Source organism: Bacillus sp. LSHTCR4 (assembly GCF_057197025.1).
This window is the reverse complement of sequence record NZ_JBXUNO010000001.1, coordinates 2,583,928-2,601,583: the sequence shown is the minus strand read 5'-3', so window position 1 is coordinate 2,601,583 and position 17,656 is coordinate 2,583,928. Positions and strand designations below refer to the sequence as shown.

General features: G+C 35.9%; 17 protein-coding genes and 2 pseudogenes. 14 read left to right on the top strand and 5 right to left on the bottom strand.

What is annotated here, in order from left to right; genetic code table 11:
* Positions 1 to 58 precede the first annotated feature (58 nt).
* The 4 genes and pseudogenes from AC2CGR_RS13305 (at position 59) to AC2CGR_RS13290 (ending at position 4,094) form a co-directional block, all read left to right on the top strand.
* Complete coding sequence (locus tag AC2CGR_RS13305; protein WP_484480901.1) at positions 59 to 634, top strand: ABC transporter permease; 576 nt, start codon at positions 59 to 61, stop codon at positions 632 to 634.
* 85 nt (positions 635 to 719) lie between these two features.
* Positions 720 to 2,121 (top strand): annotated as a pseudogene (locus tag AC2CGR_RS13300) (RNA-guided endonuclease InsQ/TnpB family protein).
* 124 nt (positions 2,122 to 2,245) lie between these two features.
* Complete coding sequence (locus AC2CGR_RS13295; RefSeq protein WP_131100575.1) at positions 2,246 to 3,157, top strand: ABC transporter ATP-binding protein; 912 nt, start codon at positions 2,246 to 2,248, stop codon at positions 3,155 to 3,157.
* On the top strand, positions 3,150 to 4,094 hold the full coding sequence (locus tag AC2CGR_RS13290) for an ABC transporter permease (protein WP_087967212.1): 945 nt from the start codon (positions 3,150 to 3,152) through the stop codon (positions 4,092 to 4,094). The genes AC2CGR_RS13295 and AC2CGR_RS13290 overlap by 8 nt, the downstream gene beginning before the upstream one ends.
* A 23-nt stretch (positions 4,095 to 4,117) precedes the next feature.
* Here AC2CGR_RS13290 and AC2CGR_RS13285 read toward each other — a convergent pair whose 3' ends face one another.
* Both AC2CGR_RS13285 and AC2CGR_RS13280 read right to left on the bottom strand, forming a co-directional pair.
* Positions 4,118 to 5,278 (bottom strand): M20 peptidase aminoacylase family protein, encoded by a 1,161-nt coding sequence (locus tag AC2CGR_RS13285; RefSeq protein WP_270184889.1) that lies wholly within the window; start codon positions 5,276 to 5,278, stop codon positions 4,118 to 4,120.
* Positions 5,279 to 5,365: 87 nt separating this feature from the next.
* Positions 5,366 to 6,274: an EamA family transporter gene (locus AC2CGR_RS13280; protein ID WP_060631865.1), complete on the bottom strand. Its 909-nt coding sequence runs from the start codon at positions 6,272 to 6,274 to the stop codon at positions 5,366 to 5,368.
* A gap of 330 nt (positions 6,275 to 6,604) precedes the next feature.
* Here AC2CGR_RS13280 and AC2CGR_RS13275 point away from each other — a divergent pair.
* The 3 genes and pseudogenes from AC2CGR_RS13275 (at position 6,605) to AC2CGR_RS13265 (ending at position 8,069) form a co-directional block, all read left to right on the top strand.
* Positions 6,605 to 6,748: pseudogene (locus AC2CGR_RS13275) on the top strand (peptidase T).
* A 16-nt stretch (positions 6,749 to 6,764) separates the two neighbouring features.
* Positions 6,765 to 7,472, top strand: a complete 708-nt coding sequence (ccdA, locus tag AC2CGR_RS13270; protein WP_001152683.1) for a cytochrome c-type biogenesis protein CcdA — start codon at positions 6,765 to 6,767, stop codon at positions 7,470 to 7,472.
* Positions 7,473 to 7,562: 90 nt separating this feature from the next.
* Positions 7,563 to 8,069, top strand: a complete 507-nt coding sequence (locus tag AC2CGR_RS13265) for a CcdC family protein (protein WP_001028639.1) — start codon at positions 7,563 to 7,565, stop codon at positions 8,067 to 8,069.
* 130 nt (positions 8,070 to 8,199) lie between these two features.
* On the opposite strand, the gene AC2CGR_RS13260 is transcribed toward AC2CGR_RS13265, so the two are convergent.
* Both AC2CGR_RS13260 and AC2CGR_RS13255 read right to left on the bottom strand, forming a co-directional pair.
* Positions 8,200 to 8,631, bottom strand: a complete 432-nt coding sequence (locus AC2CGR_RS13260; protein ID WP_000889382.1) for a DUF2621 domain-containing protein — start codon at positions 8,629 to 8,631, stop codon at positions 8,200 to 8,202.
* Positions 8,632 to 8,734: 103 nt separating this feature from the next.
* Positions 8,735 to 9,031 (bottom strand): hypothetical protein, encoded by a 297-nt coding sequence (locus AC2CGR_RS13255; protein WP_000262403.1) that lies wholly within the window; start codon positions 9,029 to 9,031, stop codon positions 8,735 to 8,737.
* A gap of 244 nt (positions 9,032 to 9,275) precedes the next feature.
* On the opposite strand from AC2CGR_RS13255, the gene AC2CGR_RS13250 reads away from it, so the two are divergent.
* Both AC2CGR_RS13250 and AC2CGR_RS13245 read left to right on the top strand, forming a co-directional pair.
* Positions 9,276 to 9,863, top strand: a complete 588-nt coding sequence (locus AC2CGR_RS13250; RefSeq protein WP_131100572.1) for an AAA family ATPase — start codon at positions 9,276 to 9,278, stop codon at positions 9,861 to 9,863.
* Positions 9,860 to 10,432, top strand: a complete 573-nt coding sequence (locus AC2CGR_RS13245) for a DJ-1/PfpI family protein (protein WP_087967218.1) — start codon at positions 9,860 to 9,862, stop codon at positions 10,430 to 10,432. The genes AC2CGR_RS13250 and AC2CGR_RS13245 overlap by 4 nt, the downstream gene beginning before the upstream one ends.
* Before the next feature lie 13 nt (positions 10,433 to 10,445).
* Here AC2CGR_RS13245 and AC2CGR_RS13240 read toward each other — a convergent pair whose 3' ends face one another.
* A complete protein-coding gene (locus AC2CGR_RS13240; RefSeq protein ID WP_087967220.1) occupies positions 10,446 to 11,393 on the bottom strand; it encodes a class I SAM-dependent methyltransferase in 948 nt (315 codons plus the stop codon).
* A 194-nt stretch (positions 11,394 to 11,587) separates the two neighbouring features.
* Between AC2CGR_RS13240 and hutP the strand changes: the two genes are divergently transcribed.
* The 5 genes from hutP (at position 11,588) to hutG (ending at position 17,566) form a co-directional block, all read left to right on the top strand.
* Complete coding sequence (hutP, locus tag AC2CGR_RS13235; protein ID WP_087967222.1) at positions 11,588 to 12,028, top strand: histidine utilization transcription antiterminator HutP; 441 nt, start codon at positions 11,588 to 11,590, stop codon at positions 12,026 to 12,028.
* A gap of 104 nt (positions 12,029 to 12,132) precedes the next feature.
* On the top strand, positions 12,133 to 13,650 hold the full coding sequence (gene hutH, locus AC2CGR_RS13230; protein ID WP_087967224.1) for a histidine ammonia-lyase: 1,518 nt from the start codon (positions 12,133 to 12,135) through the stop codon (positions 13,648 to 13,650).
* Positions 13,651 to 13,673: 23 nt separating this feature from the next.
* Positions 13,674 to 15,332: a urocanate hydratase gene (gene hutU, locus AC2CGR_RS13225; protein ID WP_000416952.1), complete on the top strand. Its 1,659-nt coding sequence runs from the start codon at positions 13,674 to 13,676 to the stop codon at positions 15,330 to 15,332.
* A 12-nt stretch (positions 15,333 to 15,344) separates the two neighbouring features.
* Positions 15,345 to 16,616, top strand: coding sequence for an imidazolonepropionase (gene hutI / locus AC2CGR_RS13220; protein ID WP_000887529.1), 1,272 nt, complete (start codon positions 15,345 to 15,347; stop codon positions 16,614 to 16,616).
* A complete protein-coding gene (gene hutG / locus AC2CGR_RS13215; protein WP_087967226.1) occupies positions 16,595 to 17,566 on the top strand; it encodes a formimidoylglutamase in 972 nt (323 codons plus the stop codon). Before hutI ends, hutG begins: the two co-directional genes overlap by 22 nt.
* The last annotated feature ends 90 nt before the right edge of the window (positions 17,567 to 17,656 follow it).

Below are 17,656 nucleotides of genomic sequence, written 5' to 3'. Positions count from 1 at the left end.
ATATTTTTATACACTAGTAGTATAGAATGCGTATGTAATAAGGTAGGGGAAGAATTTTATGTCTTTATGTCGGTTAGCGAGAAAAAATATAAGAACATTTGCTACCAAAAGGATGAAGCAATTTATCTGGATTGCTATGAGTATTATGATTTTGTTTTTTATGATATCGCTACAATTTAATGAAGTAGTTGCTGGGGAATTAGGGACTACGCTTTTATTTCAAATGTGTTTTTACACGTTGTTTATTGCAGTCATTTTCATATGTACGTTTATTACATATAAAATGACTTATTCTCTTCTGCAAGTGAGGAAAGAAGAAATTAAATCTTATGTAGCAGAGAATAGGAAGAGAAATGATGTACTATGTTTATTATGTCAGGAGCAATTATTTATTTATGGAGCAGCGTTTGTTTTTGGATTAGTTAATGGGATGTTATTTTTAAAATTATTTACGATTATCTTTATAAGAATAGCAGGAATACAAGGGATAAATAGTGCACCGATTACAATATATGCAATAGTAGTAGTGAGTATAGTTATGATTGTTATCCTTCTATTATCGATGGTGCAATGTTTTCGATTTGTTCAAAGTTTACAAGATAAAAATTCGTTGCATTTCAAGAAAAAGGCATGAGAAATCATGCCTTTTTCTTGAAATGCCTTTTGAGAGGACTCCCACCTCTAAACGTAAATGAAGGTGGTGAGGTGAATCGAAAGAAATATCTTATTTTCAAGAATGTTGTCATAACGCTAAGAACATGTACAACACCACAAACTTTTATATACGCCAGGTGTACACTGGATTAACACAAGAAAAAGAGTTGCAGCCTTTGCAAAAAGAAGTTCTGGCTAATATTCATAAAAATATTGGTAAGATGAATGACACACAACTTCTTGCCTATCAGAAGAAATTGGAAAAAGAGAAATTAAAACCTAAAGAAGAACAGAAAGAGATTACATGTAATTTGTTTTCAGAACCTAATTTTGAAAAACCTTATGTAGATTACAACTTTCTAGATGCACTATTTAAGGCTATGATTCAAAATGATTATCGAGCTTTGCCTACGCAATGTAGCCAGTCAATCATGAAGGGTTTGTTCCAAAATTGGAAATCTTTTTTTTGCTAGTTTAAAAGACTATAAAAAGAATCCAAACAAATATGCTGGAACGCCTAGGATTCCAAAGTATATTCGTTCTTCTGAAAAAGAGATTCTGTATACAAACCAAGATTGCATCATTAAAAACGGTAGATTTTTAAAGTTTCCAAAGACGAAATTACAATTAAATATTGGGAAACTAGGTTTCACTGAAGGTAAACTGAAACAAGTTCGTGTGATTCCAAAATACAATGAATATGTAGTGGAATTGGTAATTGATGTTCCTTCTGAACAACAAATAATTGAAGAGAATGCTCGTTATATGAGTATTGATTTAGGGATTGATAACCTTGCAACCATCGTAACAAACACAGGTATGAAACCTGTCCTTGTTAAGGGCAAACATGTCAAAAGCATAAATCAATATTACAACAAAATGAAGAGTCATTTTACAAGTATTCTTAGAAATGGAAAACAAACGAATGAAGGACCTTTTACTTCTAAAAGGATAGAAAAACTTCATCAAAAACGTTACTTGAAACTAAAAGACGTCTTCCATAAAGTTAGTCACCACATCGTAAAACGAGCTCAAGAAGAAGTTTGTAAAATCGTTATTGGTCAAAACAAAAGTTGGAAACAAGAAACGAATATGGGAAAAAGAAATAACCAATCGTTTTGTCATATCCCGCATAATTTACTGATTCAAATGATTACATACAAAGCAAATGCTGTAGGTATTCAAGTTGTTGTAACTGAAGAATCATATACATCGAAAGCAAGTTTTCTGGATAACGACTTCATTCCAACGTATGGAGAAAATGACCAAAATACAACTTTTTCAGGAAAACGAATAAAGCGCGGCATATATCGTTCAGCAAATAAAACTTTAATTCATGCAGATGTAAATGCTGCGGCTAACATTTTACGAAAAGTAATCCCAAATGCATGGACAAATGGGATAGAGGGGTTAGGCGTGAAACAGCTCGCTAATGTGTTAACTCCCCTGACGTTAATCGTCCGTTAGGTCGAAACGTTAGAACTCCCCACTTCAAGCTTTGCTAAGTGGGGGAGTGTTCATTTTACACAGAAAAATAATCATGTTACAGTGTAAAGACCTGACAAAGAATGGGAAGGAAAGGTTGTATAGCATGACAAATGAACAATCAATTGTAAAGGTTGAGCGGTTAACGAAGCGAATCGGTTCAAAGACACTTGTAGAAAATATTAGTTTCGAAGTTAAAAAAGGTGAAGTAGTTGGTTTGCTCGGACCAAATGGTGCTGGAAAAACGACTTTAATGAGAATGATGGTCGGCATGATTCGTATGACAGAGGGCGAAGTTTGGATTGACGGTCAATCTGTCAAACAGCAATTTGAAAGTACTGCTGCGAAAATTGGGGCAGTAATTGAGACACCGGAATTTTATCCTTTTTTGAGCGGCTATGAAAATTTAACATATTTCGGACGAATGAATGGTAATGTGACAGAAGAACGTATCGATGAAGTAGTGAAATTATTAGGGATGGGACAAGTAATTGATCGCAAAGTAAAAGCATATTCACTCGGCATGAGACAACGTTTAGGAATTGCTCAAGCGCTTATTCATGATCCAGATGTATTAATATTAGATGAACCAACGAATGGATTAGACCCTAGTGGAATACATGAAATGAGAATGTACATAAAGAAAATTGCACATGAACAAGGAAAAGCGGTACTTGTATCTAGTCATTTACTTTCAGAAGTTGAATTAATGTGTGACAGAGTTATCATTATTCAGCACGGAGAATATGTGGCGACGCAAAATATTCAGCATAATCAAAGCGAAGAGTTGGAGACAATCCGTATCCGTGTAGATGATGCGAATAAAGCGGCAGAAATGTTAAAACAAGATGTTTTGATAAAAGGTAATGATCTACTTATTAATGTAAAAGATGAAGAAATCCCAAATGTTATTCGTACATTGCTTGAGAAAAATATTCAAGTTTATCGTGTATATGAAGAAAGAAAGACGTTAGAAGAGCAATTTTTAGAATTAACAGGGGGAAAAGATATTGTTTAATTTAGTATATAACGAACTGTATAAAATATTTAAGCGAAAGCGAACGATTATTCCATTTGCAGTTATTGCAGTATTAATAATTGGATTAGGGTGGGTTACGGTCAAGTATTTAGAACCGGAAACAAAAGGATGGAAAGCTGATTATACAGAACGAACTGTAGAAATAGAGAAAAAGCTAGGCATGAAAAAAGAAGCTATTTTAGCAGAACGATCTGGAGACGAGCTTGTAAATGAATATCAACTTAAGATGAAGCATTTAGATACAGATACAGCGCCGGCAAGCAGTTCTCCGCTTTCTTTCATGAGAGATACAGGTTTTATCGTATTTCCAATATTGCTCCCGTTTATCCTTGTGTATGCAAGTACAATTTTTGCGAATGAATATAGCTGGGGAACATATAAATTTTTAACGATACGACCAGCAAGTCGCTTTAAAATTTTGACAGCTAAATTTTTAGCAATCGTGATATTTGCAGCGTTATTGTTTATATTTAATATGATTTTCTCAACTTTATGTGGACTAGTTATATATAAATTCCAGCAGCCTGCATGGAGCGAATTTATTTTCCGAGATGGGAATATTATAAAACAAAATATTTTTGTAGAAGCTAGTAAGTATTATATTTTATCGTGGTTGCCGACGATTGTGTATGCAGCGTTTGCATTTATGATTTCTGTGCTAACAAGATCTAGCGGAGGCGCGATTGGTATTTCACTATTTCTTGCTTTATCAGGAAACATTGCATTACTAGCAGCAACTAGATATGATTGGGCGAAATATTTATTGCCAGCAAACACAGATTTATATAGTATTTCAAAGAATGGAAGTTTTATTGATGGAGTAACATTCCCGTTTGCTTCATGTATGTTATTACTGTATTTATTTGTATTTTTAAGCATTTCTTATACAGTATTTTTAAAACGTGATTTAACCTAATAAAAGGAGCCGTTAAGTATGTCTTAACGGCTCCTTTTATATGCAAATTGTTTAAGTGCTTTTTCAGCTAACAAAGCGAAGTATTCTGCACTTATAGGTAAAGATCGCTCGTCTACTGTAAAAGCTGGATGATGCCATTCATGTGTACCACTCGTTCCCATAAAGACAAATGAACCAGGTATTTCTTGTTGATAAAAAGAAAAATCTTCTCCGGCCATTGACGGGGTAGGGGAGATGATATTTAAATTCATTTGTTCGGCAACTTGAATCGATAAGTTTGTTAGAGATGTATCGTTATGAACGGCAGGAGGACCTGGATAAAAACGAAATTCTGTTTTTACACCTAATGCATCAGAAATCCCATGAATAATACGTTTCATTAGAGCAGGAATCTTTTCGCGTGTTTCTGCTTGGAAAGTGCGAACCGTTCCTTCCAACGTAGCTTTTTCAGGAATAACGTTCCACGTATTTCCTGAATGGATGTTTGTAACGCTAACAACGGCATTATGAGAAGAACTTATATTTCGGCTTACAATTGTTTGGAGTGCCATAACAATTTGAGAGGACGCGACAATAGGATCTACTCCAGCGTCTGGTACAGCTGCATGTGTACCAACTCCGTGAATTTCAATTTCAAATCGATCAACTCCGGCCATCAGTGGACCATCTTTAATACCGATTGTACCTACTGGTAAATCAGGTTTATTATGCATACCGAAAATAGCTTGCACGCCATGTAAATGTCCGGCTTCAATGACTTTGCAAGCACCATTGCTACTTTCTTCAGCTGGCTGGAATATAAAGCGTACAGTTCCGCTAAGAGAAGCTTCTTTCTCCTTTAATAAATAAGCGGCCCCTATAATAGAAGCTGTATGAAAATCGTGCCCACAAGCATGCATTTTACCGTGAATTTTTGAAGCGTACGGCAAATTTGTTTCCTCTTGGATAGGAAGGGCATCAATATCAGCACGGATTGCTATAAGCGGTCCGCTATTATTCCCCGAAATCTCAGCAATAACGCCTGTTTCTAAACTAGAATTTATAATCGTGATGTTTTTTTCCTCTAACCAATTTTTTATAGCCTTCGTCGTTTCAAATTCTTCGTATGATAATTCGGGATGCTCATGTAAATTTCGACGAATAGAAATCAGCGTCTCAGTTAATTGCTTTAGATTGGTTGCCACTTAGAATGACCTCTTTCTTAAATAAAGTATTTACATTAAGTATACAATAATAAAAGAGAGGATTCTCAAATGAAAATCCTCTCTCGTTTATGCTGCCAATTTTTTGTGTGTATGATGTTTACGATAACGTCCACGCATTGCATAAGCAATTTGCGGGATTGCAATCCCAATTAAAATAAGTGATACACCGAACCATTGTGAAGATAGTACAGCTTCTTTTAAAACGAATACAGACATAATTGTTGTAACTGGTAGTTCTGCAGCGCCAAGAATAGTCGCTAAGCCAGAACCAATCTTTGGAATACCAATTGTAAAGGCGATAGAAGGAATGACGATACTGAATGTTCCTAAACCTAAACCGTATTTCCAAAGTCCTTCAGAAATTGCACCGTTAAAAATAAATGTTGGAGGGAATACGATCATTACTAAAGTTAAAGCACCAGCCATTAAAAGAACACCGCGTGGTAATGAAGGTACTTCAACAGCAACTTTTCCGCTCACGAAAATGTATGTGGCAAATGTAACAGCAGATAATAAACCTAGTATGATTCCAGTCGTATCGAAATCACCTGCTGATTTTTCTAGTAAACCACTTGATAAAAATGTACCTGCAAGTAAGAAAATAACGGAAATAACTTTTTCTCTTGAAGGTAATGTTTTTGTTGAGACTGCTTCAATAATAATTCCGACCCAAACGAATTGGAATAAAAGTATAATTGCAATAGATGCTGGTACAGTTTTTAATGATGCATAATAAAAAATGCCAGTGAAGCTTGCAGATGTTCCTGCAACGAATAAAATTAACGCTTGTTTTAATGGAACACGATGTCTAGAAAATAGAAGTGTAATAGCAAGCAAAATAATCCAACCGAACATATATTGGCTGCCAATTACCTCTCCAAGTGAAAATCCTTCTGCATATGCAAGTTTAACGAAAATAGCTAAAATCCCATAACTACACGCTCCTAATAAAACTAAAAGAGAATAACGAAGCATAAAAAATTCCTCCCATCTATATGAAATTGTTCCATAACGGACATATATAACTAGAGGGAAGTATACAAAATTAAAAATAAAGGGTCAAATAAAAGAAAAGTGTGACATTTTATAGAATAATAATAAAAGTATGATATTTATGCATAATCTTGAAATTAGTAATAATAGAAGTATTGTAAAATCAGGTTTGTATTGTATAAAGACAGCATTTGAAAAAAATATTTTTTTAATCAATATGTATATAGATACATACTAGTAACATGCTAATCATTTGAGAAACTATGTTACCTTTGTTATGTTAATAACAATTAGAGGAGTTTTATAATTTAATTGAGATTTTTCTATATAATAGAAGGAAATGAAAACGTTTTTTTAGAAAGTGAGTGAAAGGGTGTTTTTTCTTATTGCCACGTTGGAAAAGTGATTTCACGAATTGTTCATAGTATTTTTACGTATTTTTGCTACAATATGTAAGGAGAGGAGTGGAATAATGCAAGATATTAGTATTTTTTTAGCGTTTGGCGCCGGGTTTTTATCATTTATTTCCCCATGTTGCTTACCGCTGTATCCGGCATTTTTATCGTACATAACAGGTATGTCGGTTTCTGAGTTGAAAGAAGAAAATGCAATGCTTCGCAAAAGAAGTATGATACATACAGCGTTTTTCTTACTTGGATTTTCAATTATATTTATTGCAATTGGATTTGGTACAAGCTTTATTGGAGGCATCTTTACAAATTATAAAGATTTAATTAGACAGTTAGGTGGTATATTTATCATCGTGTTCGGTCTTATTATTGTCGGTGTGTTTAAGCCGAAGTTTTTAATGCAAGACCGTAAATTTACGTTTAAAAATCGTCCGAGTGGTTATTTTGGATCTGTTTTAATTGGTTTAGCATTTGCTGCAGGATGGACGCCTTGTACAGGACCTATTTTAGTGTCTGTAATCGGATTAGCGGCAACAAATCCAGAATCAGCAATGATTTATATGATCGCATACATACTTGGATTCGCTATCCCGTTCTTCGTATTATCATTCTTTATTACGAAAATGTCTTGGATTAAAAGAAATAGTATGAAATTCATGAAAATCGGGGGATACGTTATGATTATCATGGGTATCTTCTTATACTTTAACTGGATGACGAAAATTATCGTATATTTCTCAAGTTTATTTGGTGGTTTTACCGGTTTTTAGTATTATTCTGTGAAACTGTTGGAAATACTAACGGAAAAGCATATAATGAAAGTATATTTTGCATATAGCCACAAAAAAGGATGAGAAAATATGAACATAGTTGTTTTATCCAGTATCGTTGCTGTTTGTATGGCTGTTGGTGCGATGTTTATTCGTTTAAAAGCAGCTAAGAAACCTGCAACATTGAAAAAAATTATACTTCCACCATTTTTTATGAGTACGGGAGCATTGATGTATGTTTTTCCTGAATTTCGATTAACTCCAGCAGAAATGTTAGAAGCAATTGGCGTTGGTTTGTTTTTCTCTATTTTTCTTATTAAAACATCTAAATTTGAAATTAGAGGACAAGAGATTTATTTGAAGCGTTCAAAAGCATTTGTTTTTATATTAATTGGATTACTTGTCGTGCGGATTGTATTCAAAACATACTTAAGTCAATCCCTTGATTTAGGACAACTTAGCGGCATGTTCTTCTTACTCGCGTTCGCGATGATAGTGTCATGGAGAATTGCAATGTACCGTTCCTTTACGAAATTACAGAAGGAAATGGAAAAAGAAGATGGTTTTTATAATGAAAAAGATATGAAATTAACGTGAAGTATATATCTGTACAGAAAAAACAGCGTCAAAGACGCTGTTTTTTTATTGATATTATTAATAATTTTTTGTTCCAATTTCAACCTATAAATTGTTTAGTCTTGCGGTTAACTTGTTTGAAAAATGAAGATTATTTTGCTAATAAAGTTTTATAATTTGAATAATCAATCTCTTTTTCTTGTAGTTTTTTTACTAAAAATTTATGATCACGTTTCGGTGTAGCGATAATATACCCTTTAATAATTAAATCTTGTGTAATTTGAGAGGCTTTTTCTTGTAATGCTAGTTCACCGATTTTGCCAGCAATTTTTGATTTAGCAACATCGCGAAACAGTTCTGGAACAGGACTTACGAGCTCTTCTAACAATTGTTTTTGTTCGTCATCCCATAAATGCCTCGTTTTATTAATATAGTGCTCTTCCCAATCTAAAATAGACATACCATCTTCTTTTGGTAATCGTTTTAAAAATTTTCTGAACATAAAGTATCCACCAATAGACATAAGTCCCAGTAAAATAACAGTCCATAGCACAATAAACCAACTGAACCATCCTTCGAGCAAGCGTATCCCCCCTTAATGATTGCGGTTTTCTTTTATTCATATTATAAACAGTGAGATTCATAGAAAGCAAGAACGCTTGGTCATTTTGACCAAGCGTTATCATTTAAACAAAGTATAGTTGTTCAACACATAAATTATTATTATCATCTTCTACATATTCGATGATTAATGTGCCAACTTTACGATCTTTATCTTCAGTTGTGAAAATAGAGTAAGAAGTAAAACGTGCTGTTGATAGGCCGCTTATATGTGTAGGTAAAGAAATGTAGTCGTTATCGCGGAAGAATTCCATCAGTTCAATATCCTCAAATTCTTTTCGGTCAACTTGTTTATTTGTATAGCGGCGTTGAAGTTGTTTTAAAGACTCATTCCAAGAAATTGCTTTTGTATCGTATACCATTGTTCTATCTCCTTACTGTATGTAATCATTAAGAACATACGTTCTAAACTAGTATACTCTTTTTATTAGAAAAGGGAAAGCAAAAAATAATGTAAGCTTGGGTTTCCAAGCTTACATTATTGATGCGTCCGTCATAATCTCTATTTTTATTATATGTTAGATAAGAATAAGAAACAAGATGATATATATACTGTTGATAGTTTTCAAAATTCTGTATATTATAGGTGTACTAAAATGCAAGGGAATGAGAGGAATGACATATGTAATTTCAATCCAAGGGCCGATGGCAAGTGGAAAAACGACATTGGCTAAAAGGCTAGAGCGACAAGGGCTTTCAGTTATATATGAAAATCCTTATCCAATTGTAAAAAAGCGAAAAGTATTAAATTTGGATATGAATTCAAAAGAAGGGTTTATTCTAAATCAAAAAATGTTTATGGAAGCAAAAATAAAGGAATTTCAAAATGTAAAAGATGCAGTTGTGATTTTTGATCGCGGGCCAGAAGACATTGAGTTTTTTACACTCTTTTATCCAACGATTATAGGAGAAGAGTGGGATATAGAAACCGAATTAAAAGATGAATTATATAAATTAAGAGAATGCCGTTCGGATGCAATTTTTTACTTAGATGCTACGAAAAAGAATGTATATAATAGAAAAAATAGTGATAGAACAAGAAATAGAAGTACATTCGAGGAGCAATTTAAATTAGTAGAAACTGAAAAAGATTGGTATAAACAATTTCCTGTAACTTATGTGGACACGAATAGATTAACAGCGGAAGAATTAGAGGTATATTTTATGAGATGGTTGAAGGAGAGAGAGTTATGAAAAAAATACTTTTATTCGTATATCCAACATTTGCGGAGTTTGAAATAACGGTAGCTACAGCATTGCTGAAAAATAAATTTGAAATCATTACAGCGAGTGTAACAAAAGAATTGATTATAAGTGAAACAGGTTTGCAAGTGCAACCACATATAGAATTAAGGGAAGTGCGTGTAGAAGAATATGTGGGAATTATTATTCCAGGCGGAGATGCGATACATATGAAGGCTGCAGACGGACTCTTTTCAGTTATCCGTCAATTTCACGAACAAGAAAAATTAATAGCTGCTATTTGTGCTGGACCGTATGCGCTAGCAAAAGCAGGCTTATTCAAAGAAATCTCGTATACAGTAACTATGGATTATAGAAAATTAGATTGTTTTCCAGTAGAAAATTTTGTGTATGAAGAAGTTGTGAAACATTCAAACATTATTACAGCGCAGGGGCATGCATTTGTACCATTTGGAATAGCGATTGCCTCTTATTTTGGAGTAACAAACGAACATAATATAAATTTTTACAGTGGTAAGGGGAATGTGATGATGGAGGAGCTTTTGCCTGAGAATGTATAAAAGCTAGCATTTGCTAGCTTTTTTCTTTTTGACATCGATAAATAGCTAACGTTTTCGGATCGCGCCATATACCGTTATGAAGTGTTAATTCATTTTCTACTTCTTCTTTTAGCCATTCCTTCATTTCGGCGTGAAGATATGTATTATCAGGTATATTTAGCGACGGAAACATGCTAGAAATATAGTTTACAATCGGAGTAGCATGATGGAAAACGAGTGCATTATGAATAATGGTTTCTTCAACAGCTGGAAACACAGAGTGTAATATCTCTTTACCATTTTCTAAACAAAATGGAGTGACTGATGATGTTGTTTGCGGCAAATCAAATGCGTCTAACATGCGGTTACACATTTCAACGATACGAGGTAATGTAACGTTAGAATTTGTTGTAGCTAACAGTGAGCCACCAGGACAAATTACTTTATGGAATCCTTGGACTGTTTTTTCGACATCTTTCATGTGGTATAACATATGTCTTGCGACGATCCAGTCGTAGCAATTAGCTTCAAAAGGAAGGTTACCAGCATCACCTAGTCTCCATTCAATTAAATTATTTGTTTTAGTGGCTTCAGAAAGCATGGCTTCTGATTGATCAAAACCAGTTAAGTGGCCTTTATGACCATTCGCTCGCAAAAGGGAAAGGAATTTTCCGTTAGCGCATCCAACCTCTAATATTCTTTCTCGCCCTTGAAGTTGTAAATGTTCAATAACGATTTCATCTAAATTCACTTGTTTTTCTTCGTAACGTTTATGCGTATCGATACGTGTTTGTAAATTGTTACTGACGCTATATTGACGTTTTACATCATTCATTTTTTCATATTCCACTTTCGTACAAAATTGTTGGATCGCATGTGTTAATACGTCAGTTTTCTTTAAACCTTCGTAATGGAGTGCAGATTCAAACCTTTCAAGTAATTTTTCTTCAATTCGAAAATGAATATCTTTTCGCTTTGTCATTAAAATCTCTCCCCTTTGTATCTGATAGTGAGACTATAGCACGCCTGAAAAATTTATGTAAATCATTTGTGTACACAAATGGAGGAGATGAAAAAATTGTTTGAATGTGAGTTTAAGCTATTGACGATTTAACCGTTTTCATATATTCTTAAATTAAGAAATATTCAAATAATTAAAAGAAATGAGAGAGTCACATGCTTCTTCAAGGAACACATCGAATTGGTCGTATGGCCATGCTGTTGGCACTTGCGGATGAGAATGAAAGCCTTGTATTATCTATCCCAAAAGGTTGGAAGTATTGTACTGGGAAAGTGGGTTCGATGAATTCGCAAAAGGTTGTCGCAGCAATGGAAACAGCGGCTAAGAGCAACCAAGTTATTGAAACAGACGTTTACAGAGAAACACATGCACTTTATCACGCAATTATGGAAGCTTTGTACGGAGTGACGAGAGGTCAAATTCAGTTAGCAGACGTTCTTCGTACAGTAGGACTTCGCTTTGCGATTGTGCGCGGTACACCATACGACGGAAAAAAAGAAGGCGAATGGGTTGCTGTTGCATTATATGGAACGATTGGTGCACCTGTAAAAGGATCTGAGCATGAGGCGATTGGTTTAGGAATTAATCACATATGATTTGCCCATAGTCTATTAGTTAGAAGGGGGCCTTACTTTTTTTAGGACAGCAGTCTGTCTTAAAAAGATAAGGCCCCCTTTTGCCTTTTTAAGGAGGAAAAAGAATGATTACATTAACGGGACATACATTGACAATTGAAGAAATGAAGAGGTTGTTACTTGAAGGGGAAGGTGTAACAGCTTGTCCAACTAGTATGCAAAAGGTGGCAGAGTGCCGCGAAGTAGTTGAGAAAATTGTAGAGGACGGAAAAGTCGTTTACGGTATTACAACTGGATTTGGAAAATTCAGTGACGTGCTAATTCAAAAAGATGATGTAAAGGCACTTCAGCACAATTTAATTCAGTCACATGCATGTGGGATAGGCGATCCATTCCCTGAAGAAGTATCACGCGGTATGTTAATTTTACGAGCGAACACGATGCTTAAAGGAGTATCTGGCGTTAGGCCGCTCGTTGTAAATATGCTTCTTGAGTTTGTGAACCGTAAGATTCATCCAGTCATTCCGCAACAAGGATCACTTGGTGCGAGTGGCGATTTAGCACCTTTATCTCATCTTGCACTCGTATTATTAGGCGAAGGTGAAGTGTTCTATAAGGGGAAACGTGTTCATGCGATGGTTGCTCTTACAGAAGAAGGGCTTGAGCCAATTGAACTTGAAGCGAAAGAAGGTCTGGCGTTAATTAATGGTACGCAGGCGATGACAGCGCAAGGAGTTCTTTCTTATATAGAAGCAGAAGCAACGGCGTATCAAGCTGAACTAATTGCTTCGATGACAATTGAAGGGTTACAAGGCATTATTGATGCATTTGATGAAAATGTTCATAAAGCACGTGGTTATAAAGAGCAAGTGGATGTAGCAAGCAGAATTCGTGACATTCTTCATGATAGTAAGTTAACAACAAAACAAGGAGAACTACGTGTACAGGATGCCTATTCACTTCGTTGTATCCCGCAAGTACACGGTGCTTCTTGGCAAGTTTTAAATTATGTGAAAGAAAAATTAGAAATTGAAATGAATGCAGCAACAGATAATCCGTTAATTTTTGATGGCGGAGAAAAAGTAATTTCAGGTGGTAACTTCCATGGTCAACCGATTGCGTTTGCGATGGACTTCTTAAAAGTAGGAATGGCGGAACTTGCAAATATTTCGGAGCGCCGTATTGAACGTTTAGTAAATCCGCAATTAAATGATTTACCACCATTTTTAAGTCCAGAACCAGGATTACAGTCAGGTGCAATGATTATGCAATATGCTGCAGCGTCACTAGTTTCTGAAAATAAAACGTTAGCACATCCGGCGAGTGTAGATTCAATTCCGTCTTCTGCTAACCAAGAAGATCATGTAAGTATGGGAACAATTGCTTCACGCCATGCACATCAAATTATTCAAAATGCAAGACGTGTTCTTTCAATTGAGATGATTTGTGCAATGCAAGCAGCAGAATATCGCGGTATTGAAAATATGAGTACAGTGACGAAGAGCTTCTATCATCAAGGTCGTCAACAAGTACCTTCTATTACTAATGACCGCATATTCTCAACGGATATTGAAAATATTGCGTATTGGTTAAAAACGAATTATTCAATAAAAGAAAGATTAGATGTAAACGCAGCACTATAAAATGAGAAAAGGGAGAGATTGAAATGGAAAAAGTACAACAAACAATTCGCGCGCCAAGAGGTACTGAGTTACAAACGAAAGGGTGGGTGCAAGAAGCTGCACTTCGTATGTTAATGAACAATTTAGATCCTGAAGTTGCTGAAAAACCAGAAGAATTAGTTGTATATGGCGGGATTGGCCGTGCAGCTCGTAACTGGGAAAGCTATCAGGCGATTGTAGATTCATTAAAAACGTTAGAAAGCGATGAAACGTTACTTGTTCAATCAGGAAAACCAGTTGCTATTTTTAAATCACATGAAGATGCGCCACGCGTTTTGTTAGCAAACTCAAACTTAGTACCGAAGTGGGCGAACTGGGATCACTTCCGTGAACTAGAGAAAAAAGGTCTTATGATGTACGGACAAATGACGGCAGGTAGCTGGATTTACATCGGAACACAAGGTATTTTACAAGGAACATATGAAACATTTGGTGAAGCTGCACGTCAACATTTCGGTGGTTCATTAAAAGGTACATTAACACTTACTGCTGGTTTAGGTGGTATGGGTGGTGCACAACCTCTTGCTGTAACGATGAACGGCGGTGTTGTCATTGCTATTGATGTTGATAAGCGCAGCATTGATCGTCGTATTGAAAAGAGATACTGTGATATGTATACAGAATCGTTAGAAGAAGCGTTAACGGTTGCGAACGAGTATAAAGAGAAGAAAGAACCGATTTCTATTGGTTTATTAGGAAATGCGGCAGAAATTTTACCAGAGCTAGTGAAGCGTAATATTACGCCAGATTTAGTTACGGATCAAACATCTGCTCATGACCCATTAAACGGCTATATTCCAGTAGGTTACACGTTAGAAGAAGCGGCAAAACTTCGTGAAGAAGATCCAGAACGTTACGTACAATTATCAAAAGAAAGCATGACAAAACATGTGGAAGCAATGCTTGCTATGCAAGAAAAGGGCGCAATTACATTTGATTACGGAAATAACATTCGCCAAGTTGCTTTCGATGAAGGTTTGAAAAATGCTTTCGATTTCCCTGGATTCGTTCCAGCATTTATTCGTCCGTTATTCTGTGAAGGAAAAGGACCATTTCGCTGGGTAGCACTTTCTGGTGACCCGGAAGATATTTATAAAACAGACGAAGTAATTTTACGTGAATTTGCGGATAATGAGCATTTATGTAACTGGATTCGTATGGCTCGTCAGCAAGTAGAATTCCAAGGTCTTCCATCACGTATTTGTTGGCTTGGTTACGGTGAACGCGCGAAATTTGGTCGCATTATTAATGAAATGGTGGCAAATGGTGAATTATCAGCACCAATTGTTATCGGTCGTGACCATTTAGATTGCGGATCAGTAGCATCTCCAAACCGTGAAACAGAAGCGATGAAAGACGGTAGTGATGCAGTAGCTGACTGGCCAATTTTAAATGCATTAATTAACAGTGTAAACGGTGCAAGCTGGGTATCTGTTCACCACGGTGGTGGCGTTGGTATGGGTTATTCACTTCACGCTGGAATGGTTATCGTTGCAGATGGAACAGAAGCAGCAGCAAAACGTATTGAGCGCGTATTAACTTCTGACCCTGGTATGGGTGTTGTTCGTCACGTGGATGCAGGATATGACTTAGCTGTGGAAACTGCGAAAGAAAAAGGCGTTAACATTCCAATGATGAAATAAGGAGGAGAAAACATGCTGGACACTTTACTAATAAATATCGGTCAATTGCTAACAATGGATCAAGAAGATGGCTTGTTAAGACGGGAAGCGATGAACACGCTTCCTGTTATCGAAAATGGTGCGGTTGGAATTGAAAACGGCGTAATTACTTTCGTTGGAACAGCGGAAGAAGCGAAAGGATTACAAGCGAAAGAAGTTATTGATTGCGGCGGGAAAATGGTTTCTCCTGGTCTTGTTGATCCACATACTCATCTTGTATTTGGTGGATCTCGTGAAAATGAAATTGCATTAAAATTACAAGGAGTTCCGTACTTAGAAATTTTAGAACAAGGCGGAGGTATTCTTTCAACTGTAAATGCAACGAAACAAGCGTCGAAAGAAGAACTTGTTCAAAAGGCGAAATTCCATTTAGACCGTATGCTATCTTTCGGAGTTACAACTGTAGAAGCGAAGAGTGGTTATGGATTAGATGATGAGACGGAATGGAAGCAATTGGAGGCAACCGCACAATTACAAAAAGAGCATCCAATTGATTTAGTTTCCACATTTTTAGGTGCTCATGCAGTTCCAAAAGAGTATAAAGGTAGATCAAAAGAATTTTTACAATGGATGTTAGATTTATTACCAGAAATGAAAGAGAAGCAATTAGCGGAATTCGTTGATATTTTCTGCGAAACAGGTGTGTTCTCTGTTGAAGAGTCAAAAGAGTTTTTATTAAAAGCGAAAGAGCTTGGCTTTGACGTGAAAATTCATGCAGATGAAATTGATCCACTTGGTGGTGCGGAAGCAGCGGCTGAAATTGGTGCAGCATCAGCGGACCATTTAGTTGGTGCTTCTGATAAAGGAATTGAAATGCTTGCAAATTCTAATACAGTAGCCACTTTATTACCAGGAACAACTTTCTATTTAAATAAAGAAAGCTTTGCTCGCGGTCGTAAAATGATTGATGAAGGTGTTGCAGTTGCGTTAGCTACAGACTTTAACCCAGGCAGCTGTCCAACTGAAAACATTCAGCTTATTATGAGCATTGCAATGCTCAAACTGAAAATGACACCAGAAGAAGTTTGGAATGCAGTAACAGTTAACTCTTCTTATGCTATTAATCGAGGCGATGTAGCTGGGAAAATTAGAGTGGGTCGTAAGGCAGATCTAGTGTTATGGGATGCTTACAATTATGCTTACGTACCATATCATTACGGCGTAAGTCATGTGAATACAGTATGGAAGAATGGTAATATCGCATATACAAGAGGTGAACAATCGTGGAGTACGGCCACTATTTAAAGAAAAATGCAAAGTTTATTGATCGTGAAGTGACGAAATGGAGTGAGATGATTAAAGACTGGGAGGAAGGTGTGGAAATATTCGGTGCTGCCATAATTGGAGCACCCCTTTCTAAACCGTCTATTAGTCATTCAGGAGCGAGTTTTGCGCCAAAAACAATTCGTGCGATGTTAGATGCATATAGCACGTACGCAATTACAGAAGAACACGATATGAAAGAAAGTGTTCTATATGATTGCGGCGATATTACGATGCATGTAACAGATATACAAGAAAGTCATAACCGAATTGCGAAAACAGTAAGTCATGTAACGAAAGTAAATCCGAACATGATACCAATCGTTCTTGGCGGTGATCACTCGATTAGTTTTCCAAGTATAACAGGATTTGCAAATAGTAAAGGGAAGATTGGCATTATTCAATTTGATGCCCATCATGATTTACGTAATTTAGACGATGGTGGTCCGTCAAATGGTACTCCGTTCCGTAGTTTACTAGAAAATGATATTATTACAGGAAAACAACTCGTTCAAATCGGAATTCGTAATTTTTCAAATGCACGAGCGTACCATGAATATGCAAAAGAACACGGTGTGACAGTGTATACAATGAAAGATGTACGAGAGCGAGAAATCAAAGATATTATTATAGAAAGTATTGAAGTATTAAGAAAGCAAGGCGTGACCTCTATTTACATTTCTCTTGATATGGATGTACTAGATCAAGTATTCGCACCAGGTTGTCCAGCAATCGGTCCTGGTGGAATGGACAGTACGACTTTACTTGATGCGATTGAATTGCTTGGTAAAGAACCGCTTGTGCAAGGGATGGATATTGTAGAAATTGATCCAACCCTCGATTTTAGAGATATGACGAGTCGAGTAGCTGCGCAAGTGATTATGAGTTTTCTTTTGGCCAGGGAAACAGTCCATAAGCAGGTTAGTATATAGGCGTGAAGTTAATGGAGAATTTTTACCGATTCCGTATAAAAAGACACATTACTACTCATATGTAGTAATGTGTTTTTGTGTAAAAAGAGA

Excerpts from the sequence above, each read along its gene's own strand:
- hutI (WP_000887529.1), top strand. The coding sequence starts at position 15,345 with ATGCTGGACACTTTACTAATAAATATCGGTCAATTGCTAACAATGGAT.
- hutU (WP_000416952.1), top strand. The coding sequence starts at position 13,674 with ATGGAAAAAGTACAACAAACAATTCGCGCGCCAAGAGGTACTGAGTTA.
- AC2CGR_RS13305 (WP_484480901.1), top strand. The coding sequence starts at position 59 with ATGTCTTTATGTCGGTTAGCGAGAAAAAATATAAGAACATTTGCTACC.
- AC2CGR_RS13240 (WP_087967220.1), bottom strand. The coding sequence starts at position 11,393 with ATGACAAAGCGAAAAGATATTCATTTTCGAATTGAAGAAAAATTACTT.
- AC2CGR_RS13255 (WP_000262403.1), bottom strand. The coding sequence starts at position 9,031 with ATGGTATACGATACAAAAGCAATTTCTTGGAATGAGTCTTTAAAACAA.
- AC2CGR_RS13245 (WP_087967218.1), top strand. The coding sequence starts at position 9,860 with ATGAAAAAAATACTTTTATTCGTATATCCAACATTTGCGGAGTTTGAA.
- hutH (WP_087967224.1), top strand. The coding sequence starts at position 12,133 with ATGATTACATTAACGGGACATACATTGACAATTGAAGAAATGAAGAGG.
- AC2CGR_RS13280 (WP_060631865.1), bottom strand. The coding sequence starts at position 6,274 with ATGCTTCGTTATTCTCTTTTAGTTTTATTAGGAGCGTGTAGTTATGGG.
- AC2CGR_RS13295 (WP_131100575.1), top strand. The coding sequence starts at position 2,246 with ATGACAAATGAACAATCAATTGTAAAGGTTGAGCGGTTAACGAAGCGA.
- AC2CGR_RS13265 (WP_001028639.1), top strand. The coding sequence starts at position 7,563 with ATGAACATAGTTGTTTTATCCAGTATCGTTGCTGTTTGTATGGCTGTT.
- AC2CGR_RS13250 (WP_131100572.1), top strand. The coding sequence starts at position 9,276 with ATGAGAGGAATGACATATGTAATTTCAATCCAAGGGCCGATGGCAAGT.
- hutP (WP_087967222.1), top strand. The coding sequence starts at position 11,588 with ATGCTTCTTCAAGGAACACATCGAATTGGTCGTATGGCCATGCTGTTG.
- ccdA (WP_001152683.1), top strand. The coding sequence starts at position 6,765 with ATGCAAGATATTAGTATTTTTTTAGCGTTTGGCGCCGGGTTTTTATCA.